The sequence below is a fragment of the Bradyrhizobium sp. AZCC 2176 genome, assembly GCF_036924645.1.
Classification (GTDB): domain Bacteria; phylum Pseudomonadota; class Alphaproteobacteria; order Rhizobiales; family Xanthobacteraceae; genus Bradyrhizobium.
The window spans coordinates 2,594,223-2,613,407 of sequence record NZ_JAZHRX010000001.1 but is presented as its reverse complement, the minus strand read 5'-3'; the positions used below and the strand labels follow the sequence as shown (position 1 = coordinate 2,613,407).

The following is a 19,185-nucleotide window of genomic DNA, read 5'->3' as shown; positions in this document are numbered from 1 at the left end:
CACGGTTTACATGGCGCGCGGGCGCCATCTCGCCGCCAACGGCGATCTCGATACGGCGATCGGCAATTTCGGCAAGGTGATCCGGCTCAAGCCGCGCATGGTCGGCCCCTATGTGCAGCGCGGCGGCGTGTTTCGTGAGCGTGGCGCGCACGACAAGGCGCTCGACGACTTCGCGCTCGCGATCCGCAACGCGCCAATGCAGGCGGGCCCCTACGTCGAGCGTGCGCAAAGCCATGAAAAACTCGGCCGGTTGCCGGAAGCGCTCGACGATTTCCGCATCGCGCGCGGCCTCGACCCGCAGATGCCTGCCGCGAATGAAGGCTATGCGCGCGTCGAGGCAGCGTTCGCGGCGAGCGGCCGGCCGAAGCCGTCAGGGAAATCCCTGAGTTCGGTGCGCAAGGGGCCCCGGTATTGTGTACCCCGGAATTCAATAATTGGTATTAATCTGGGCAGGCGAAGCGGAGAGATCGCATGGCAATGAGTGCTGATTTGGGAGAGGCGCTTGAAAGCTTCGTGACCAGGCTCGTGGCGTCCGGTCGCTACCATTCCAAGAGCGAGGTACTGCGCGAAGGCGTGCGGCTCATCCAGGAACGCGAAGCAAGGTTGGCTGCGCTCGACGCCTCGATCGCACGCGGTCTGGCTGATGCAGATGCCGGGCGGGCGAAGACAAGCTCGGAGGTTTTCGATCGCCTGGAAGCAAAATTGGCGGCCAGGACGGATCGCAAGTGATCGTCGTCGTCACGGCGGAGGCCGAGGCGGATCTGGAGGAAATCGCAGCGTATGTTGCTGAGCAAAGCGCGCGGAGCGCGCTCACTCTGGTCCGCGAGTTGCGGGAGAGAGATGCGAGGCGTTGCTGGACGCCCCCCGTTGGCACCGCGCTACGAGCATCTCGGCATTCGCCGCCGCCCCTTCGGCCGGTTTCTGATTTTCTACCGCGTCAATAAGGATGCGATTGAAGTCGTCCACATCCTGCACGGCGCCCGAGATTACGAATTCCTGCTATTCCCAGGGGAATAGTCCGGCACTACCGCTTCTTAATTCCGGCCAAGCACATGAGGGCAAGGGCAATGGTGCCCAGGAAAGGACTCGAACCTTCACGGCCGTGAAGCCACTGGCACCTGAAGCCAGCGCGTCTACCAATTCCGCCACCTGGGCCCGGGCGGGTTAGTAAGGAACGGTCACGCGCTTGTCAAATCGCTTCAACGCCGTCTGATTGCGCTGTACAGCGGGGCCACGTTGGCGTATCGCGAATCCGCTAAATACCACCGATATCTCTCGAATTTGACCGGCAGGAGTTCGCCCCGATGGCATCGAACCTGGATACCCTCGTCACGATTTTCGGCGGATCCGGCTTTCTGGGGCGAAACGTGGTTCGGGCGCTCTGCAAGCGCGACTACCGTATCCGCGTCGCGGTACGGCGGCCCGAACTGGTCGGCCATCTGCAGCCGGCCGGCAAGGTCGGCCAGGTCCACGCCGTTCAGGCCAATCTGCGCCATCCGGCCTCGGTCGAGGCCGCCATGCGCGATTCCCACGTCGCCATCAACCTTGTCGGCATCCTGACCGAGAGCGGCGCGCAGACCTTCGACGCCGTGCAGACCAAGGGCGCTGAAACCGTCGCCAGGGCCGCGAGCGCCGTCGGCGCCCGCATGGTGCATGTATCCGCGATCGGCGCCGACGAGAATTCCGCATCGCACTACGCCCGGGCCAAGGCGGCCGGCGAGAAGGCGGTTCTGGCTGCCGTCCCCTCGGCCACGATCCTGCGGCCGTCGCTGATGTTCGGCCCTGAGGATCAATTTACCAATCGCTTTGCGGCGCTGGCCCGGATCTCGCCCTTCCTGCCGCTGATCGGCGGCGGCGTGACAAGGGTGCAGCCAGCCTATGTCGCCGATGTCGCGACGGCAGTTGCCGATGCCGTCGACGGCAAGACCAGGGCGGGCGCGACGTACGAACTCGGCGGGCCCGAAGTGCTGACCATGCGCGAGATCATGGAAATCATTCTCGGGATCACCGAGCGCAAGCGCATGCTGCTTTCGCTGCCGTTCGGGCTGGCCCGGCTGCAGGCGATGTTCCTGCAATTTGCGCCGGGACCGTTCAAGCTGACGCCGGACCAGGTGGTGATGCTGCAATCGGATAATGTGGTGTCGGACGCCGCCAAGGCCGCGGGCCTGACGCTGGAAGGGCTCGGCATCACGCCGGAGTCGATGGAAGTGATCGCCCCGCAATATCTCTGGCGCTTCCGCGCCGCCGGGCAGTTTCAGCGCAAGAACGCGTAGCATGTAGGGTGGGCAAAGCCACCGGGTCGCGCGAATGCGCGCCCGATGACAGGCTCCGCGTGCCCACCATCGCGAGCACAATGTTGGATGGTGGGCACGGCGCTGACGCGCCTTTGCCACCCTACAATTCCGAAATCTACTTCCCCAGCGCCAGCGCGATCAGGCCGAGCGTGCCGATGATGACGCGCCACCACGCGAAGAACGTGAATCCGTGGCGGGTGACGTAGGTCAGGAACGTCTTCACCACGATCATCGCCGTAATGAACGACACCACGAAGCCGATCGCGATGACGCCGATATGGTCGACCGTCATCTCGCCGCGGTTCTTGTAGAAATCATAGGCAAACGCACCGACCATGGTCGGGATCGCCAGAAAGAACGAGAACTCCGCCGCCGAGCGCTTGTCGCCGCCGAGCAGCATCGCCGCCACGATGCTGGCGCCGGAGCGCGACACGCCCGGGATCATCGCCACGCACTGCGCAATGCCGATCCACAGATACATCAATAGCGGATAGCGCGTGGCGTCGTCCTCGATCGGCTTGAGGTCGAGCTGATCGACCCACAAGAGAATCGCGCCGCCGACGATCAACGTGAAATTCACCACCCACGGATTGAACAGCAGCTCCTTGATGTACTTGCCGGCAATCAGGCCGACGACGACTGCCGGCAGGAACGCCACCAGCACGCCGATCACGAACCGGCGATCGTCGGGATTGCTGAACATGCCAAGCGCGACGCGCGACAGCTTGACGAAATACAGCATGACGATGGCGAGGATCGCGCCGAGCTGAATCAGGATCACAAAACTCTGCCAGAACGCGCCCTCGCCGAGGCCGAAGAAGCGTTGCGCCAGCAGCATATGGCCGGTGGAGGAAACCGGGAGAAATTCCGTGATACCCTCGATGATGCCGAGAATCACCGCCTTCACTGCATCCGACATCATGATGTGGTCCGTTTGGCTGGAAAAGCGCGTTCTTCTCGCCTATTCCTCCCCATGCCGCAATCGCAAAAAAACGCCAAACATAGGTTGCCTCATACGTCCGCTTGGCTAGTGTCCCGATTCGCTTGACGCGGTTTGAGGGTTCCTCAGGCCGCGATTTTACCTCAAGGGTTTCATGTATACGCTCTACCATCATCCATTCTGCCCGCATTCGCGCTTCATTCGCCTGGTGCTGGGCGAACACGGCCTTGACCTGCGCCTGGTGGAAGAGCGGGCCTGGGAGCGGCGCGAAGGGTTTCTCGTGCTCAATCCCGCGGCCGCCACGCCCGTCTTGATGGCTGACGGCTTTCCGCCGATCCCCGGCGCCGGCGTCATCGCCGAATATCTCGACGAGACGCACGGCCTGGAGGCGGGCGATCGGCGGCTGTTGCCGGCCTCGATGGCCGAGCGCGTCGAGGTGCGCCGGCTGATGGCGTGGTTCAACGAAAAATTCTTCGAGGAGGCCTCGAACCCGCTGGTAACCGAGCGCATCTATAAGCGTTTCATGAGCGAGGAGAATGGCGGCGGGGCGCCGGCGGCCGACGTGATCCGCGCAGCCAAGGCCAATGTGCGCTATCATCTGGCCTATATCGGCTGGCTGGCGCAGACGCGGAATTTCCTCGCCGGCGACCGGCTGAGCTACGCGGATCTCGCCGCCGCGGCGCATCTTTCGGCGATCGATTATCTGGGCGACGTGCCATGGAGCGAGGACGACGCGGCAAAGGCGTGGTACGCGCGGGTGAAATCCCGCCCGTCGTTCCGCCCGCTGCTCAGCGAATGGCTGGCGGGCGTGCCGGCATCGCGCACCTACGTGGACCTCGACTTCTGAACAAGGCCGTCAAACTTTCCGCTGATGACCTGAAGGCCGCGCTCAAGCGCGAAGCGGAGACGCTCGGTTTCGACTGCATCGGCGTCACCGGCCCGGACGGGATCGGCGAAGCCGGAAAATATTTCCAGAAGTTCCTCGATGCCGGCGCGCATGGCGACATGGACTGGCTCGCGGCGCAGCCCGAACGGCGGACGGACCCGCGCGTGCTGTGGCCCGGCGTGCGCTCCATCATCATGCTCGGCGTCAATTATGGGCCTGCGGAAGATCCGCTCTCGCTTCTGGCGAAGCGCACGCGCGGCGCGATCTCCGCCTACGCCGCAGGGCGACGACTATCACGACGTCATCAAGAAACGCCTGAAGACGCTGGCGCGTTGGTTCGTCGCGGCCTCCGGCGAAGAAGTAAAAGTGTTCGTCGATACCGCCGCCGTGATGGAAAAGCCGCTGGCGCAGGCGGCGGGACTTGGCTGGCAGGGCAAGCATACCAACCTCGTGTCGCGCGAATTCGGCTCTTGGCTGTTTCTCGGTGCGATCTTCACGGCTGCCGACCTCCCGCGCGACGACGCCGACACCGATCATTGCGGTTCCTGCAACGCCTGCCAGGAGATCTGCCCGACTGCGGCTTTCCCCGCACCCTACAAGCTCGATGCGCGGCGCTGCATCTCCTACCTGACGATCGAGAACAAGGGCCCGATCCCGCACGAATTCCGCAAGAGCATCGGCAACCGCATCTATGGCTGCGACGACTGCCTCGCCGTGTGCCCGTGGAACAAGTTTGCGCAAAAGGGCCGCGAAGCCAAACTGGCCGCACGTGCGGAGTTGCGTGCGCCTTCGCTTGTCGAGCTGGCGCGGCTCGACGACGCCGCCTTTCGTACGCTGTTTTCCAAATCGCCGGTCAAGCGCATCGGCCGCGACCGTTTTGTCCGCAACGTGCTGATCGCGATCGGCAACGCCGCCGACACGTCGCTGGCCGCTGAGGCCGAGCGCCTGCTGGACGATGCAAATCCGCTGGTTCGCGGCGCGGCGGTATGGGCGCTGTCGCAATTGATGGAGCGGGACAGGTTCGAAGCTCTGGCTGTGAGGGCGCTTGGCGCCGAGGCGAATGAAGATGTCCGCGCGGAATGGCAGCAAACCTCCATCGTCATGCGCCGCGAAGGCGGGGCATCTCCGCCGTAGCAATGCGTCCGTCATTCCGCGGCGCGCGAAGCGCGAGCCCCGGAATCAATTTCTCCTCGGCTTATGCAGCCAAATGGATTCCGGGCCTGCGCCTTGCGGCGCATCCCGGAATGACGGCGGAGAGAGCACGCCGAACTCACACCAGATGCCGCTTCATCTCCGGCCGCGCCTTCAGCGCCGCGCCCTGTTTCGCAACGATCTTGGCGATGCGCTCCGGCGCAAACTTGATGTCGACGAAAGCCGGCGCGGTGTTGGCGACTTCATGGTACTCCGCGATTCTGCCGTCGCGCAGCCGCATGATCGCGACGCCCTCGAACATCGCGCGCGCGCCCTCGGCTTCCGGCAGTGTCGAGCGGTAGCTGAAGGTGTAGCGCGCATAGAGCATCTCGCCGTCGCTGACGGGATCGTGCATGTCCCAGCGGAAATCGGTGGCTGTGCGGTAGAACCAGTCGTCGATCATTTCCGCGATTCTCGCGCGCCCTGCGAACGCGCCGTAGAACACATCGTGATAGACGCCGTCTTCGGTGAACAGTTCCGAGAAAGCCTTGCCGTTGCGCTGCTCGACGGCGTCGCAGAACGCGCGGAGCATGGTGGATGTGTTCATGGCGTTGTCTCCCTATCTTACGCGGCCCACCCTTCGAGGTTCGCTGCGCGCGCCTCGAAGGGTGGAGACTTGCTCAGATCTCCGCCACCGCCGCGAGAATCCGCGCGATGTCCTGCGGGCGCGACAGGCGGTGGTCGCCGTCCTGGATCATGGTCAGCACCACGTCCTCGGCCGGCAGCCGGTGCGCCAGCGCGAAGGCATGCTGCCAGGGCACATCGGGATCTTGCGCGCCCTGCAGGATGCGCACGGGACATCCGACCTCGATGGCGCTGCCGAGCAGGAGATGGTTTCGGCCCTCCTCGATCAGTGCACGCGCGATCGGATAGGGCGCGCCGTCGCCATACTCCGACGGCCGCATCCACACGCCCTTGGTCTTGATCTCCTCGCGGACCTCGTCGGAGAATGCGTTCCACATCAATTGCTCGGTGAAGTCGGGCGCCGGCGCGATCAGCACCAGCCCGGCAAACGTCGCGCCCGCCGCCTCGCGCTTGGCGATCGCCCGCGCCAGCAAGAGCGCCATCCAGCCACCCATCGACGAGCCGATCACGACCTGCGGCCCCCGGCAGAACTGCTCGAACACGGCGATGGCCTCTTCCAGCCAGCGTCCGATGGTGCCGTCGATGAACGCGCCGCCCGATTCGCCATGGCCGGAGTAATCGAACCTGATACAGGCCCGGCCATGTTCCGCGGCCCAGGCGTCCAGCGCCAGCGCCTTGGTCCCCCGCATGTCGGAATTGAAGCCGCCGAGCCAGAACAGCCCGGGTTCGCCGCCGGCACGGGCGCGCACGGCGATCCGGCGGTGGCCATCGCCCTCTCCCACCTCGATAAAGGTCGGTTCCTCGTCGATTGGTGCTGAATTGGTCATGGATCTGTCACTCTCGCCCCGCAGCTTTGTCCGCGAGCCCGCTTCATCGGTCAAGCACGACCGCCCGGCGCTTGCGGATCGGCCCGCCGCGCTATATTTGCCGCACGTGACCGAAATGCCTCGCATTTGACGGTTTTCGGGCGCAGACCGTGAGTTCGCTTGCTGTTATTAGCGTATTGCTTCAAACTACCACCCTTCCTTTCACAACTTTGGAGAGTTACCCATTCGCCGTCCCAACAGAGCCCCGCCCGCTGCAACCAAAGACGGGCCGCGCACCAATGACGATATCCGCAACGCGCAGATCCAACTGATCGATCAGACCGGCCTCAACCACGGAACAGTCGAAACCGTGGTCGCCATCAAGATGGCCCTCGAGGCGGGCATGGATCTCGTCGAGATTTCGCCGAACAACAATCCTCCCGTTTGCAAGATCATGGACTACGGGAAGTTCAAGTATTCGGCACAGAAGAAGGCCGCCGAGGCGCGCAAGAAGCAGAAGATCGTCGAGATCAAGGAGATCAAGCTGCGGCCGATGATCGACGATCACGATTACGACGTGAAGATGCGCGCGATGCAGCGCTTCTTCGAGGAAGGCGACAAGGTCAAGATCACCTTGCGCTATCGTGGCCGCGAAATGGCGCACCAGGAAATCGGCACCAAGCTCTTGGACAAGGTCAAGGCCGATGTCGCCGAGTTCGCCAAGGTCGAGCAGGACGCGCGTTTCGAAGGCCGCCAGGTCGTGATGGTGCTGGCGCCGCGTTGATTCGAGTTGGTTGGGATTGATGCAGAGCGGCCCGTCGGATGATCCGGCGGGCCGTTTCTCTTTACGCGGACGGCCCGAGCTGGACGCCTAGCTCCGCGCGGCCTGCCAAGTGCCGCTGCAACGGTCGCCGGTGATGATGCCGCGCCACCAGCCCGCGCCGTAGCTGCCCACTAGCCGGCCGCCGCCGCTGGCGCGGGATGCGCCGACCGAAACCCTGACCGCAACAACACCGGCGCGACTGACTGATCCCGAAACCCTGCCGCCGCCAGCCGATGAAACCCGGCTGCCGATGACGGTGAAGGGAACGCTGTAGCCTGAACTGCAATTGCCCCGCGTGGTAGCGAAGACCACGTTCCAGGTTCCGTCGTAGGCTCGGATTGCCCTGGCTCCCCTCGGCGCGGCTTCGGCCGTGACCGGGGTCGCCATGACGGCCAGCGCGGCGAAAACGGGAAGGCAGCGCGCGTTGCGAAGGCCATGAGAAGCGTTAAAGCAGGTAATCGATCGCTGAAAACGGGTCATTTGTTCCTGCTCCACACCGAGGTGTTAATGACATACGCGGGCATACGGGGGTAGGTAGCAGCACCGGCTTGCGCGGTTCATCATTGCCAATTGACGCTTCCTCTGCCATAAGCCCGACCTTCATCGCCCGGCTGATCAAGGGCTGCCGTGTCGATGTCCGTGCGGGTTATCTCGTTTTCTGGGAAAGCCTGAGCACTTTCAACGCTCTAACGAGCATTTTAAGCCGCAAAAGCGCCCCTCGGGCGCATTTTTCTGTGGCCGATAGGAGAGCCAAATGCCCAAGCTGAAGACCAAGTCAGGCGCTAAAAAGCGCTTCAAGGTGACTGCCACCGGCAAAGTGATGCACGCCCAGCGCGGTAAGCGCCACGGCATGATCAAGCGGACGAAGAAGCAGATTCGTCAGCTCCGCGGCACCCGCGTGCTGTTCAAGACCGACGGCGACAACGTCAAGAAGTACTTCTTGCCGAACGCCTGATCGCGCTCGCACTCCGCTAAAGCCGGCCGCGTCCGCGCGGCGATCCATCACCGATTTAAAATTCAAGGATAGCAGTCATGTCTCGCGTCAAACGCGGTGTGACCTCTCACGCCAGGCACAAGAAAGTCTACAAGGCCGCCAAGGGTTTCTCCGGCCGCCGCAAGAACACCATCCGCGCCGCCAAGGCCGCCGTCGAGAAGGCCGGGCAGTATGCGTTCCGCGACCGCAAGCGCAAGAAGCGCACCTTCCGCGCGCTCTGGATCCAGCGCCTGAACGCGGCCGTGCGTCCGTTCGGCATGACCTACAGCGTCTTTATCAACGGCCTGTCGAAGTCGGGTATCACGGTCGACCGCAAGGTGCTGTCGGATCTCGCCATCAACGAGCCGGCGGCATTCCAGGCGATCGCCGAGAAGGCCAAGGCCGTGCTGGCGGCTTGAGCTCGCAATCGCTACGGCGTCTTGCAATTGCGGTGTCATGCCCCGCGCAGGCGGGGCATCCAGTAACCACCGACTGACATATTGACCCCGGGGGTTACTGGATCATCCGCCTTCGCGGATGATGACGATCCCGTATGGACTGCGAGCGCACGTTGCCCAAAAGGTATCCGTCGCCATGTCCGACCTCGCCACACTCGAACAGACCATTCTCAGCCAGATCGCCGCCGCCGGCGATGAAGCAGCCCTCGAGGCCGTGCGCGTGGCAGCGCTCGGCAAGAAAGGCTCGATCTCCGCATTGCTCGCTACCCTCGGCAAGATGTCGCCGGAGGAACGCAAAACCCAGGGCGCCGCGATCAACCTCGCCAAGGACAAGGTCACGCAGGCCCTTTCCGCGCGCCGTGACATCCTGAAATCGGCGGCACTCGATGCCCGGCTTGCTTCGGAAACCATCGACGTCACGCTGCCGCTGCGCGAAGCCGCGGCCGAGCAGGGCCGCATCCATCCGCTGAGCCAGGTGTTCGAGGAGGTCAACACGATCTTCGCCGACATGGGATTTGCGATCGCCGAAGGTCCCGATATCGAGACCGACGATTACAACTTCACAAAGCTGAATTTCCCCGAGGGCCATCCGGCGCGGGAGATGCACGACACCTTCTTCTTCAATCCGAAGGAAGATGGTTCGCGCATGCTGTTGCGCACGCATACGTCGCCGGTGCAGGTGCGCACGATGTTGTCGCAGAAACCGCCGATCCGCGTGGTCTGTCCGGGCCGCACCTATCGCATCGATTCCGACGCGACGCACACGCCGCAGTTCCACCAGGTCGAGGGCCTCGTCATCGACAAGGGCTCGCATCTCGGCCATCTCAAATGGATCCTGCACGAGTTCTGCAAGGCGTTCTTCGAGGTCGATCACATCAACATGCGGTTCCGCCCGTCGTTCTTTCCGTTCACCGAGCCCTCGCTCGAGGTCGACATCCAGTGCCGGCGCGACAAGGGCGAGATCCGCTTCGGCGAGGGCGAGGATTGGCTCGAGATTCTCGGCTGCGGCATGGTGCACCCGAACGTGCTGCGCGCCTGCGGCATCGATCCCGACGTCTATCAGGGCTTTGCCTGGGGCATGGGCCTCGACCGTATCGCGATGCTGAAATACGGCATCGCCGACTTGCGGCAGTTGTTCGACAGCGACGTCCGCTGGCTTTCGCATTACGGCTTCAAGCCGCTCGACGTCCCGACGCTCGCGGGGGGGTTGAGCACGTGAACCTCGCCGAGACTTCCGTCGCGGAGAGAGCCCGCACCCTGACCCTCGCCCACATCTGCCTTCGCCAAGACTTCGGCGGACTGGCGCGGGAGCAGGGACAAGAGAAGCAAAGACCATGAAATTCACGCTCTCCTGGCTGAAGGAACATCTCGACACCGACGAGCCGCTGGAAAAGCTCGCCGACAAGCTCACCATGATCGGGCTCGAGGTCGAGAACATCGAGGACAAGGCAAAGGCGCTGGCGCCGTTTTCGATCGCCCGGGTGATCTCGGCCGAGCAGCATCCGAATGCCGATCGCCTGCGGGTGTGCATGGTCGATACCGGCAATGGAGCTGCGCCGGTGCAGGTGGTCTGCGGCGCGCCGAATGCGCGCGCCGGCCTCGTCAGCGTGTTCTCTCCTCCCGGCACCTTCATCCCCGGCAAGAACATCACGCTCGGCGTTGGTACCATCCGCGGCGTCGAAAGCCGCGGCATGCTGTGCTCGGCGGCGGAGCTCGAGATTTCCGAAGATCACGACGGCATCATGGAATTGCCGGCCGATGCACCGATCGGCAAGGGCTATGCCGAATGGGCAGGCCTCGGCGATCCCGTGCTGGAAATCAATCTGACGCCGAACCGCCAGGACTGCACCGGCGTGCACGGCATCGCGCGCGACCTCTCCGCCGCCGACATGGGCAAGCTTATCGATCCCGGCATCAAGCCGGTCAAAGGTGAATTCCCCTGCCCGGTGAAGGTGACGGTGGAAGACGCCACGCTGTGCCCGGGCTTTGCGCTGCGGCTGGTGCGCGGCGTCAGGAACGGACCCTCCCCTGAGTGGCTGCAGAAGCGCCTGATCTCGATCGGGCTGCGCCCGATCAATGCGCTGGTCGACATCACCAACTTCATGACCTACGACCGCGCCCGGCCGCTGCATGTGTTCGACGCCAGGAAGGTGAGCGGCAATCTCACCGTGCGCCGCGCCAAGCAGGGCGAAAGCCTGCTGGCGCTCGACGGCCGCACCTACACGCTCGATCCCTCGATCTGCGTGATCGCGGATGAACATGGCGTCGAATCGCTGGCCGGCATCATGGGCGGCGAGACCTCCGGCTGCGACGAGAACACCACTGACGTGCTGATCGAATCGGCGCTGTGGAACGAGATCAACATCGCGCAGACCGGCCGCAAGCTCGGCATCAATTCGGATGCGCGTTATCGGTTCGAGCGCGGCGTCGATCCGGCCTTCATGGTGCCGGGGCTGGAGCTTGCGACCAAACTCGTCATGGAGATGTGCGGCGGCATGCCGTCGGAGAGCGTGATTGTTGGTAACGCGTTCGGCGACGATCGCATCATCGATTTCCCGCTGACCGAGGTGAAACGTCTCGCCGGGATCGAGGTGCCGCTGGTCGAGATGCGGCGCATTCTCGGCCATCTCGGCTTCATGGTCGCCGGTAGCGGCCCGGTGGTGAAGGTCGCTGTCCCCTCCTGGCGCACCGATGTGCACGGCAAGGCCGACATCGTCGAGGAGATCGTGCGCATCGTCGGCGTCGACAAGGTGCCGATGACGCCGTTCGAGCGCGGCGACGAAGCCCGCAAGCCGGTGCTGACCACGATCCAGAACCGTACCCGTCGCGCCAAGCGCGCGCTGGCGGTGCGCGGCATGGTGGAAGCCGTGACATGGTCGTTCATTTCCAAGCCGCATGCTGAGATGTTCGACGGCGGCCAGGCCGAACTCGCGCTCGCCAACCCGATCGCCTCCGACCTCTCGGACATGCGGCCGAGCCTGTTGCCGGGCCTCGTCGCGGCGGCGCAGGCCAACGCCAACCGCGGCACCTCCGATGTCGCACTGTTCGAGGTCGGGCAGATCTTCAAGGGCGACAGGCCCGAGAACCAGTTCGTCGCGGCCTCGGGCGTGCGCCACGGCTTTGCATCGTCGAAAGGCATGGGGCGGCATTGGTCCGGCTCGGCGACGACTGATGCGCTCGACGCCAAAGCCGACGCATTCGCGGTGCTTGGGGCTGCCGGCGCGCCGATGCAGGCGTTGCAGATCGTTCCCGGTGGACCTGCGTGGCTGCATCCCGGGCGTTCCGGCACCATCCAGATCGGTCCGCAAAACGTGCTCGGCTATTTCGGCGAGCTGCACCCGCGCACGCTGGAAGCGCTCGGCGCCGACGGCCCGCTGATCGCATTCGAGGTGATCCTCGACCGCATTCCCGACGCCAAGACGAGGGCGACCCGGGCCAAGCCGCTGCTCGAACTCTCCGCGTTCCAGCCGGTGTCGCGCGACTTTGCCTTCATCGTCGACCGTACCGTGAAGGCTGGTGACATCGTGCGATCGGCGCAAGCCGCAGACAAGAAACTGATCACGGATGTGACCATATTCGACGTCTACGAAGGCAAGGGCATCGATCCGGACAAGAAGTCGGTTGCGATCGCCGTGACGATCCAGCCGCGCGAAAAAACCCTGACGGACCAGGAGATCGACGCGGTGGCGGCCAAGATCGTGGCCGAGGTGACGAAGAAGACCGGCGGCACCTTGCGGGCATGATGCCGCATGAATCCTGCGGCGCTCATACCGGGTGAAATCGGCATCAACGCGGCGATCGCGATCTGCGCGGTCGCCTTCGTCTCGGGGACGGCGCGGGGATTTTCCGGGTTCGGTTCGGCGCTGATCTTCATGCCGCTCGCCAGCTCGATCGCCGACCCACGGCTGGTCGCGGCGCTGCTGCTCATAATCGATTTCGTCGCCGCCGCGCCGCTGCTGCCGGGCGCGTGGCAAAAGGCCGACCGCAAGGCGACGGCGGTCATCGTAACCGGCGCGCTGATCGGCGTGCCGATCGGGACCTATTTTCTTTCCCGCCTCGAACCTGTGACGACACGCTGGATCATTTCCGTCTTCGTGTTCGCACTGCTGCTGCTTCTGCTCTCCGGTTGGCGCTATCGCGGCAAGGATCACGCCGCTATTTCGGTCGGTATCGGCGGCTTGTCCGGCTTTTGCAGCGGGCTGGCCCAGACCGGCGGCCCGCCGATCGTCGGCTACTGGCTCGGCCGGCCCATCGCCCCCGTCGTTGCCCGCGCCAATATCGTGCTGTTCTTTGGCGCGTCGGATTTCTTCTCCGCCGTCAGCTACGCCGCGACCGGACTGATCACGCTGGACGCGATTCTGTTCGCGTTCGTGGTCGGCCCCGTCTACGCCGTCGGCGTCTGGTTCGGCGCCTCGCTGTTCGGCAAAGCCAGCGAAACCATCTTCCGCGCGATCTGCTACGCGCTGATCGCGGCGGCGGTTATCTTCGGATTGCCGGCATTGGATGGCGTGCTGCGCTGACGCGCGAGCTGCGTAGGGTGGGCAAAGCGTAGCGTGCCCACCATTCCACGCGCAGTGCGTGTGGTGGTGGCATGGCGCAAGTGCGCCTTTGCCCACCCTACGATTCCGCGCTATGCCATCACCAGATCGCAATACGCATAGCCGTCGCGCTCGACGCGTTCGCCTGGTGTCACCGCAAGCCGCCGCGAAAACATCGGCCCCGCCACCACGCAGGTGTGAAACTCGCCATTCTCGCCGCAGGGATCGACACCTTCGGGCAGATCAACCAATAGCCTCGCATCGAATGCGCGACCGGCAAACGCCGCCGGCAGCTTCTTCAGGTCGACGGTGGCGATATGCGCTTCGAGGCCGCTTGCGATCATCGCCTGCGCCAGTTCTGCCGTCGGCCGCTCCCACAGTGGAAACACCGGCGTGATGCCGGTGCCCGCCAGCTTCTGTTCGCGATAGGCGCGAATGTCAGCCAGATAAAGGTCGCCGAAAATCATATGCGTGATCCCGTCAGCAACAGCCTGCGCGACCGCTTCCCCCATCCGCGTCTCGTAAATCTCGTTCGGGCACGGATAGGGGATCGGCACGATCCGCGGCGGCAGGCCGGCCGCCTCGCATTGCGCCTGCAATATCTCCTGCCGCACGCCGTGAATCGAGACCCGGCCGAACGTCTCGGTCACCGTGGTCAGTGCGCCGACCACATCGAACTCACCCGCGCGCATCACCTCATGCAGCGCAAAGGCCGAATCCTTGCCGCTCGACCAGGAGATCAGTGCTTTCGGGCGCATCATCAGTTGATCGGGGACCCGCGCCGCCGCTGTTTTGCCGGCCGTGCCTCCGGCTCCGGACCTTTCAAGGCACCGATCCGCCGCAACGCCGCTTCCGCGGCGCGCTCGCCGCTTTCCCAGGCGCCGTCGATCGTTCCCCACAGCGTTTCATGGGTCGCCTCGCCGGCGAGATAGATGCAGCCGAACGGTTCGGCCAAAACCTTTCGCGAAGATTGCGCGCCGGGACCGGCCGCCGACATCGCGCCGAGCGCGAACGGCGCAGCGTTCCAGCGTGTCGCGCTGGATTTCTTCACCGCCGCGGCCGCCTCGCTGCCGAACAATTTCGTCAGCCATTCCGTTGCAAACGCCACCATGGCCTTCTCGCCCTGTGCGGAAAGATCGCGGCCGAACGAGCCGCCGACGTCGATCACGCAGAGCGACGAGCCACCCATATTGGCTGATATCAGCGCCGTCTTGGTCGAATTGCTCTGCTCGATGACGACGTCGTCGCGCGCCAGCCCGAGCGGATTGCCCGGCATCTGCAGCGCGATCCGGTCATAGCTGCCGAGGCTCAGTTTCGAGGCGGCGTCGAGCGTGCGCTTCGGGATGTCAGGCGCGAATTTGATGTTGCCCGCCGTCAGCACATTGGTCGACACGGTGACCACGGCGGCACGCGCGGCGATCCTGCCCGCCGGCGTTTCCACGCTGACATCGCGGTTGCTCCAGACCATGCGATTGGCCGTCGTCGACAGCGACAGCGGCACCTGCTCGCCGAGCTTTGCGATCAGCGTGCCCAACCCCTGGCGACAGCCGATCGCGATATTGCGATCCTGCGCGCGGGACTTGTCGCCGACTGAGACATCTTTCAAATCCTTGCCCGAGAAACTGGCCCCCAGCACGAACTCCGCCGCGCCGGCCCAGTCACCGAGATCCTTCGGCAGCACGGAGGCACAGGAGACGTCGAACCGCCGCGCGGCATCGTCGATGGCGCGGTTGGCGCGCACCAGCGCTGCAAGGAATTCTTCGGTCTCGCCGGCGCGGGCGTTGCGGCGGCCGATGCGGATCTTCTGGCCCGAGGGCGCCGTCGTGATCTCGAGGCCCGCGGCACGCGCCAGCTTGATCATCGGATTGGTCTCGGGATTGTGCATCCAGCGCGCGCCGCGATCGAACGGCACGTCGAAGGTGGAAGCGTCGGTCTGGCAGCGGCCGCCGATCTGATTTGCCGCCTCCACCACGATCACCTTGCGGTTCGCCGCCATGATCCGCCGCGCCGCAGCAATGCCGGCCGCGCCCGCGCCGATCACGACGATGTCAGCTTCCCGCGGCAACGGTGCTGCGCTCGCACGCCGCCCGCAAAAAACCGGAACCGCTGCCAGACCTGCGGACGCCGACAGGAAGGTGCGGCGGGTCATTGTCATGTCATGGTTTCCGGGACCTGAAGGAAGCGAGAACAGCTAGCGAACTGTGCCGCATCTCACGTGACGCAGCAACACTCATGGTAAATCAATCATGATTGATCCATTTGACGCATGAACTAAATTGAAACGGCTTGCGACCATGATAAGGAAACAAAAAAAGCGGGAGAAAACCGCTCTGGGGGAGTTTCATGGGCGTAATGCTCGACACGATCGGCCAGGTGATTGCGGGCTACCTGCAGAAGGAAGTCCCGGGCTATGAGCCGTTCACGCCCAGCGACCCCGAGCATCTGCGCGGCGTCATCGAGCCCGGCGACGTGCTGCTGGTCGAGGGCAACAACCGCATTTCCGGCATCATCAAATACCTCACGCAGTCCACCTGGTCGCATGCCGCGCTCTATGTCGGTCCGGTCGATGGCGCGACCGAGGCCGACGGCGAACCCCACGTCCTGATCGAGGCCAATATCGGCGAAGGCGTGACCTCGGCGCCGCTGTCCAAATATTATCCCTATCACACCCGGCTCTGCCGCCCGATCGGACTGTCCTACGAGGACCGCACCACGGTGTGCCGCTACGCCATCAACCGGATCGGCTTCGGCTACGACACCAAGAACATCGTCGACCTGATGCGCTACCTGATCCCGCTGCCGGTGCCGCAGCGCTGGCGCCGGCGCATGATCGCGTTCGGCTCAGGCGATCCCACCAAAATCATCTGCTCGGCGCTGATCGCGCAGGCGTTCGACGCGGTGCGCTACCCGATCCTGCCCAAGATCACCCGCGCCGCCTCAAGGAAGGCCCGGCGCGAGATCCTGCATATCCGCGATTCCTCGCTCTACATGCCGCGCGATTTCGACATCTCGCCCTATTTCGAAATCGTCAAACCCACCATCGTGCACGGCTTCGACTACACGGCCCTGCACTGGGCCGACAAGCAGAAGCCGCTCCAGGAGGTAGCGGGCGAATTCGCTGTGTTTCCAGAGGTCAAGTCGCCGCCGCTTGTTCCTGAAGAGATTGACCAAGAGGCGCCGCTTCCGGCTGCGGCTGAAGAAGTGACAATTGAACAGGTGGCAATTGAGGAAGCGACCTGCGAAACCACAGTGATCGAACGCGTCACTGTGTCGGAACATTATCTCGCCGTCGAATACGTCCCGGTCCGCCCGCCGGAGCGCCGCACGAAGCCGCGCGAGATGGTGGCGTAGGGCAAGAACCGTAGCCTGGATGGAGCGAAGCGCAATCCGGGTAGCTCGCTCCGCCGGATAAACTGTCGCGGATCACGCTTACGCTCCATCCGGGCTACAAGATTCCCTAGAACCTTCCTGCCAGCGTCAGTCTCACCGCCAGCGGTTCTGCCGGATGCACATGCCGGTCCGCGACGCCGCCGATCGGCTCACCCGGCAGCCGCGATAGATAGTAGTACTCGATCTGGTTGGTGCGCGCGTTGAAGAGGTTGAGCACGTCGAGCTGCAGCCGCAAGCCGTTGTCGAATTTGTAACCCGCACGCGCATTGAAAATCAGCGACGCCTGCGAACGAACGCTGTCATCCTCGACCAACGGACGCGGTCCAAAATACCGCCCACGCAAGGCGCCGAACCAACCGGTCGCTTCGCCGAACGTCACGCCGCCGCTCGCGACCCATGCCGGCGCGCCCGGGATGAATTGGCCCGCGGGATCGAAATCGGTGAAGCGGGCGCGCGTATAGGCGACATCGAGATCAAGCCGCATCCACGGCAGCGCCTGATACTGGTTGGTCCATTCGACGCCGACGCGCCGGCTCGGCCGGCTGGCTTCGGTCGTCCCGGCATCGCCGACGAACAGCAATTCGGAATCGAAATTCAGCACGAACAGCGCGAGCGAACTGGTGAGACCGTCGACCGCCCTGGTGCGGATGCCAAGCTCGGCGCCCTTCGATCGAACCAGCAGCGGCACAGGATCCTGCGGCGTCACCTTGTCGATCGGATCGACCGTGATCGTCGCACCTCTGATATCGTTGGAGTGCAGGCCGTAGCCGGCATTGCCGTAGAACTCGGTCCGGTACCACGGCCCCAGTACGAATCCGGCCTTGGGGCTCGCCATCGACGCCTGTGCGTTGCCGGAATTTTCGGGCGTGTCGCTCAGCACCCTCCCGGCAAAATAGTCCTCGCGGATGCCGACCGTGGTGCGCATCCAATCGGTCCAGCGCGCCGTCGTATCGGCCCACAGGCCGACATTGCCTTCCCTCACGTCGTCTTCGCGAACGGTCGAGAGCGGCTCGCGCTGCAACGTCTTGAACAGTCCGACCCGGATATCGTCGCCACGCGCTTGGAGGCCAATGCGGGTCTGGGTTTCGATGCCGGCCACGCGGACATCGAAGGCATGGCTGGCATTGAAGCCATAGACCGTGCGCCGATCCATCTGGCTGAACTGATCGCCATTGACGGGATCGTCGAGAAAGTAGGTGAAATTGTTGTAGAGCCGCAGCGACGCGTTGATCGCGTAGGCGTTGACCTTGCTCTGCCCGTATTCGCTCGATTGCGCCCATGTGCCCGACAGCGAGAATCGGCTTGAGACGCCGCCATCGGTCGGATCGAGCGAACCGAAGCGGCCGATCAGTGCCTGGTCGAGCGCGCGCTGCGCCACCTGGTCGGTCGAATTCCAGCCATTGGAATAGGCCATCGCCGACAGCATGAACCCGTCCGTGGCGGTGCCCTGGCTGTAGCGCAGCAGGCCGTTCAGCTTGCGCACATGGTCAGGCACATCCCACGGACCGTTATACCCGACGCCCTCGAAGGCGGCGAGCAGCGTGCCCGCGCCGACCGCCGCCGATCCTGCCGCCAGCGTGCGGCGGTAGCCAAAGCTGCCGAACGTCAGCTCGGCGATGTTCTTCGGCAGCCTGTTGATATAGTCGATAGCAACCGCGCCCGCGGAAGCGAAGTCGCCCTGGTCCGCGAAGTAAGGCCCTTTGCGCACAGTCACTGACTGCACCAACTCCGGAATCAGGAAATTGATGTCGGCATAACCCTGGCCGTGGCCATGGGTCGGCATGTTGACCGGCATGCCGTCGATGCTGATGGCGAGATCGGTGCCGTGGTCCAGGTTAAAGCCGCGCAAAAAATACTGGTTGGCTTTGCCCTCGCCGGAATGCTGGGTAACGATCAGACCCGGCACCACTTCCAGTGCCTCGCCGACGCGCGAGAAGGGCCGGGCGTTCACCTCCGCACCGCCGATGGTCATCGCGCTGGCGGCGGTCGGCTGGAGATATGCCGGCCCCGCAGTCGCGGAGCCCGACGTCACCCCGCTACTGAGCTGCGGTGGCGCAGGTACGCTCGGTTGAACCGCGGCTGGATTTCGCGTGGTCCGCCCCCGGCGCGGCGGCTTGGTCCGGTGGCGCGGCCCCGCTTCGGGCGGATCCACCGTCACCGCGGGAAGCTGGCCGGGCGTGACAGCCGCCACGCTCTGGGCGTCCACTGACGGCGCCATCACAATCAGCGATGCGGCGGCGGAAAATATCCGCCAAACAGCCTTACGCAAGGTCATGCCCCGCACGATAATTGCTACAGTCG

20 protein-coding genes, 1 tRNA gene and 1 pseudogene are annotated in these 19,185 nt (G+C 64.2%); 13 read left to right on the top strand and 9 right to left on the bottom strand.

The window, feature by feature from the left end; genetic code table 11:
* Nucleotides 1-10: 10 nt before the first annotated feature.
* From V1288_RS12095 to V1288_RS12085, 3 genes are all read left to right on the top strand, one after another.
* Complete coding sequence (locus V1288_RS12095) at nucleotides 11-481, top strand: tetratricopeptide repeat protein (protein ID WP_334357252.1); 471 nt, start codon at nucleotides 11-13, stop codon at nucleotides 479-481.
* On the top strand, nucleotides 472-729 hold the full coding sequence (locus V1288_RS12090) for a type II toxin-antitoxin system ParD family antitoxin (protein ID WP_334357251.1): 258 nt from the start codon (nucleotides 472-474) through the stop codon (nucleotides 727-729). The genes V1288_RS12095 and V1288_RS12090 overlap by 10 nt, the downstream gene beginning before the upstream one ends.
* A gap of 138 nt (nucleotides 730-867) precedes the next feature.
* The gene (locus V1288_RS12085; RefSeq protein WP_334357250.1) at nucleotides 868-1,017 is read left to right on the top strand and encodes a type II toxin-antitoxin system RelE/ParE family toxin; all 150 of its coding nucleotides are present in this window, start codon (nucleotides 868-870) and stop codon (nucleotides 1,015-1,017) included.
* A gap of 51 nt (nucleotides 1,018-1,068) precedes the next feature.
* Here the strand turns inward: V1288_RS12085 and V1288_RS12080 are convergent.
* Nucleotides 1,069-1,155: transfer RNA gene (locus V1288_RS12080), tRNA-Leu, on the bottom strand.
* A gap of 149 nt (nucleotides 1,156-1,304) precedes the next feature.
* On the opposite strand from V1288_RS12080, the gene V1288_RS12075 reads away from it, so the two are divergent.
* Entirely contained in the window at nucleotides 1,305-2,273 is a 969-nt protein-coding gene (locus tag V1288_RS12075; protein ID WP_334357249.1) for a complex I NDUFA9 subunit family protein, read from the top strand.
* A gap of 136 nt (nucleotides 2,274-2,409) precedes the next feature.
* Here V1288_RS12075 and V1288_RS12070 read toward each other — a convergent pair whose 3' ends face one another.
* Nucleotides 2,410-3,216, bottom strand: a complete 807-nt coding sequence (locus V1288_RS12070) for an undecaprenyl-diphosphate phosphatase (protein WP_334357248.1) — start codon at nucleotides 3,214-3,216, stop codon at nucleotides 2,410-2,412.
* A gap of 172 nt (nucleotides 3,217-3,388) precedes the next feature.
* On the opposite strand from V1288_RS12070, the gene V1288_RS12065 reads away from it, so the two are divergent.
* The gene (locus V1288_RS12065; RefSeq protein ID WP_334357247.1) at nucleotides 3,389-4,081 is read left to right on the top strand and encodes a glutathione S-transferase family protein; all 693 of its coding nucleotides are present in this window, start codon (nucleotides 3,389-3,391) and stop codon (nucleotides 4,079-4,081) included.
* Here V1288_RS12065 and V1288_RS12060 read toward each other — a convergent pair.
* Nucleotides 4,060-4,233 (bottom strand): hypothetical protein, encoded by a 174-nt coding sequence (locus V1288_RS12060; protein ID WP_334361478.1) that lies wholly within the window; start codon nucleotides 4,231-4,233, stop codon nucleotides 4,060-4,062. The genes V1288_RS12065 and V1288_RS12060 overlap by 22 nt on opposite strands.
* A gap of 6 nt (nucleotides 4,234-4,239) precedes the next feature.
* On the opposite strand from V1288_RS12060, the pseudogene queG reads away from it, so the two are divergent.
* A pseudogene (queG, locus tag V1288_RS12055) lies at nucleotides 4,240-5,254 on the top strand (tRNA epoxyqueuosine(34) reductase QueG).
* A gap of 136 nt (nucleotides 5,255-5,390) precedes the next feature.
* Here the strand turns inward: queG and V1288_RS12050 are convergent.
* Both V1288_RS12050 and V1288_RS12045 read right to left on the bottom strand, forming a co-directional pair.
* Nucleotides 5,391-5,858, bottom strand: a complete 468-nt coding sequence (locus V1288_RS12050) for a nuclear transport factor 2 family protein (protein ID WP_334357246.1) — start codon at nucleotides 5,856-5,858, stop codon at nucleotides 5,391-5,393.
* Between the two features lie 73 nt (nucleotides 5,859-5,931).
* On the bottom strand, nucleotides 5,932-6,723 hold the full coding sequence (locus V1288_RS12045; RefSeq protein ID WP_334357245.1) for an alpha/beta hydrolase: 792 nt from the start codon (nucleotides 6,721-6,723) through the stop codon (nucleotides 5,932-5,934).
* Nucleotides 6,724-6,946: 223 nt separating this feature from the next.
* On the opposite strand from V1288_RS12045, the gene infC reads away from it, so the two are divergent.
* Complete coding sequence (infC, locus tag V1288_RS12040; protein WP_057849055.1) at nucleotides 6,947-7,486, top strand: translation initiation factor IF-3; 540 nt, start codon at nucleotides 6,947-6,949, stop codon at nucleotides 7,484-7,486.
* An 87-nt stretch (nucleotides 7,487-7,573) separates the two neighbouring features.
* Here infC and V1288_RS12035 read toward each other — a convergent pair whose 3' ends face one another.
* Nucleotides 7,574-8,005 carry a hypothetical protein gene (locus tag V1288_RS12035; protein WP_334357244.1) on the bottom strand — a complete coding sequence of 144 codons (432 nt, stop codon included), beginning with the start codon at nucleotides 8,003-8,005 and terminating at the stop codon, nucleotides 7,574-7,576.
* Nucleotides 8,006-8,279: 274 nt separating this feature from the next.
* Between V1288_RS12035 and rpmI the strand changes: the two genes are divergently transcribed.
* From rpmI to V1288_RS12010, 5 genes are all read left to right on the top strand, one after another.
* Entirely contained in the window at nucleotides 8,280-8,480 is a 201-nt protein-coding gene (gene rpmI / locus V1288_RS12030; RefSeq protein ID WP_008539890.1) for a 50S ribosomal protein L35, read from the top strand.
* 77 nt (nucleotides 8,481-8,557) lie between these two features.
* Nucleotides 8,558-8,917, top strand: a complete 360-nt coding sequence (rplT, locus tag V1288_RS12025) for a 50S ribosomal protein L20 (protein WP_334357243.1) — start codon at nucleotides 8,558-8,560, stop codon at nucleotides 8,915-8,917.
* 175 nt (nucleotides 8,918-9,092) lie between these two features.
* Nucleotides 9,093-10,175: a phenylalanine--tRNA ligase subunit alpha gene (gene pheS / locus V1288_RS12020; protein ID WP_334357242.1), complete on the top strand. Its 1,083-nt coding sequence runs from the start codon at nucleotides 9,093-9,095 to the stop codon at nucleotides 10,173-10,175.
* A 115-nt stretch (nucleotides 10,176-10,290) separates the two neighbouring features.
* Nucleotides 10,291-12,699, top strand: a complete 2,409-nt coding sequence (gene pheT, locus V1288_RS12015) for a phenylalanine--tRNA ligase subunit beta (RefSeq protein ID WP_334357241.1) — start codon at nucleotides 10,291-10,293, stop codon at nucleotides 12,697-12,699.
* A gap of 6 nt (nucleotides 12,700-12,705) precedes the next feature.
* Entirely contained in the window at nucleotides 12,706-13,476 is a 771-nt protein-coding gene (locus tag V1288_RS12010; RefSeq protein ID WP_334357240.1) for a sulfite exporter TauE/SafE family protein, read from the top strand.
* 110 nt (nucleotides 13,477-13,586) lie between these two features.
* Here V1288_RS12010 and V1288_RS12005 read toward each other — a convergent pair whose 3' ends face one another.
* Both V1288_RS12005 and V1288_RS12000 read right to left on the bottom strand, forming a co-directional pair.
* Nucleotides 13,587-14,255, bottom strand: a complete 669-nt coding sequence (locus tag V1288_RS12005) for an ATP-binding protein (protein WP_334357239.1) — start codon at nucleotides 14,253-14,255, stop codon at nucleotides 13,587-13,589.
* On the bottom strand, nucleotides 14,255-15,649 hold the full coding sequence (locus V1288_RS12000) for a flavin monoamine oxidase family protein (RefSeq protein ID WP_334357238.1): 1,395 nt from the start codon (nucleotides 15,647-15,649) through the stop codon (nucleotides 14,255-14,257). Before V1288_RS12000 ends, V1288_RS12005 begins: the two co-directional genes overlap by 1 nt.
* 188 nt (nucleotides 15,650-15,837) lie before the next feature.
* Between V1288_RS12000 and V1288_RS11995 the strand changes: the two genes are divergently transcribed.
* On the top strand, nucleotides 15,838-16,845 hold the full coding sequence (locus V1288_RS11995; protein ID WP_334357237.1) for a YiiX/YebB-like N1pC/P60 family cysteine hydrolase: 1,008 nt from the start codon (nucleotides 15,838-15,840) through the stop codon (nucleotides 16,843-16,845).
* Between the two features lie 106 nt (nucleotides 16,846-16,951).
* Here the strand turns inward: V1288_RS11995 and V1288_RS11990 are convergent, their stop codons facing one another.
* On the bottom strand, nucleotides 16,952-19,159 hold the full coding sequence (locus V1288_RS11990) for a TonB-dependent receptor domain-containing protein (RefSeq protein WP_442893939.1): 2,208 nt from the start codon (nucleotides 19,157-19,159) through the stop codon (nucleotides 16,952-16,954).
* Between the last annotated feature and the right edge of the window lie 26 nt (nucleotides 19,160-19,185).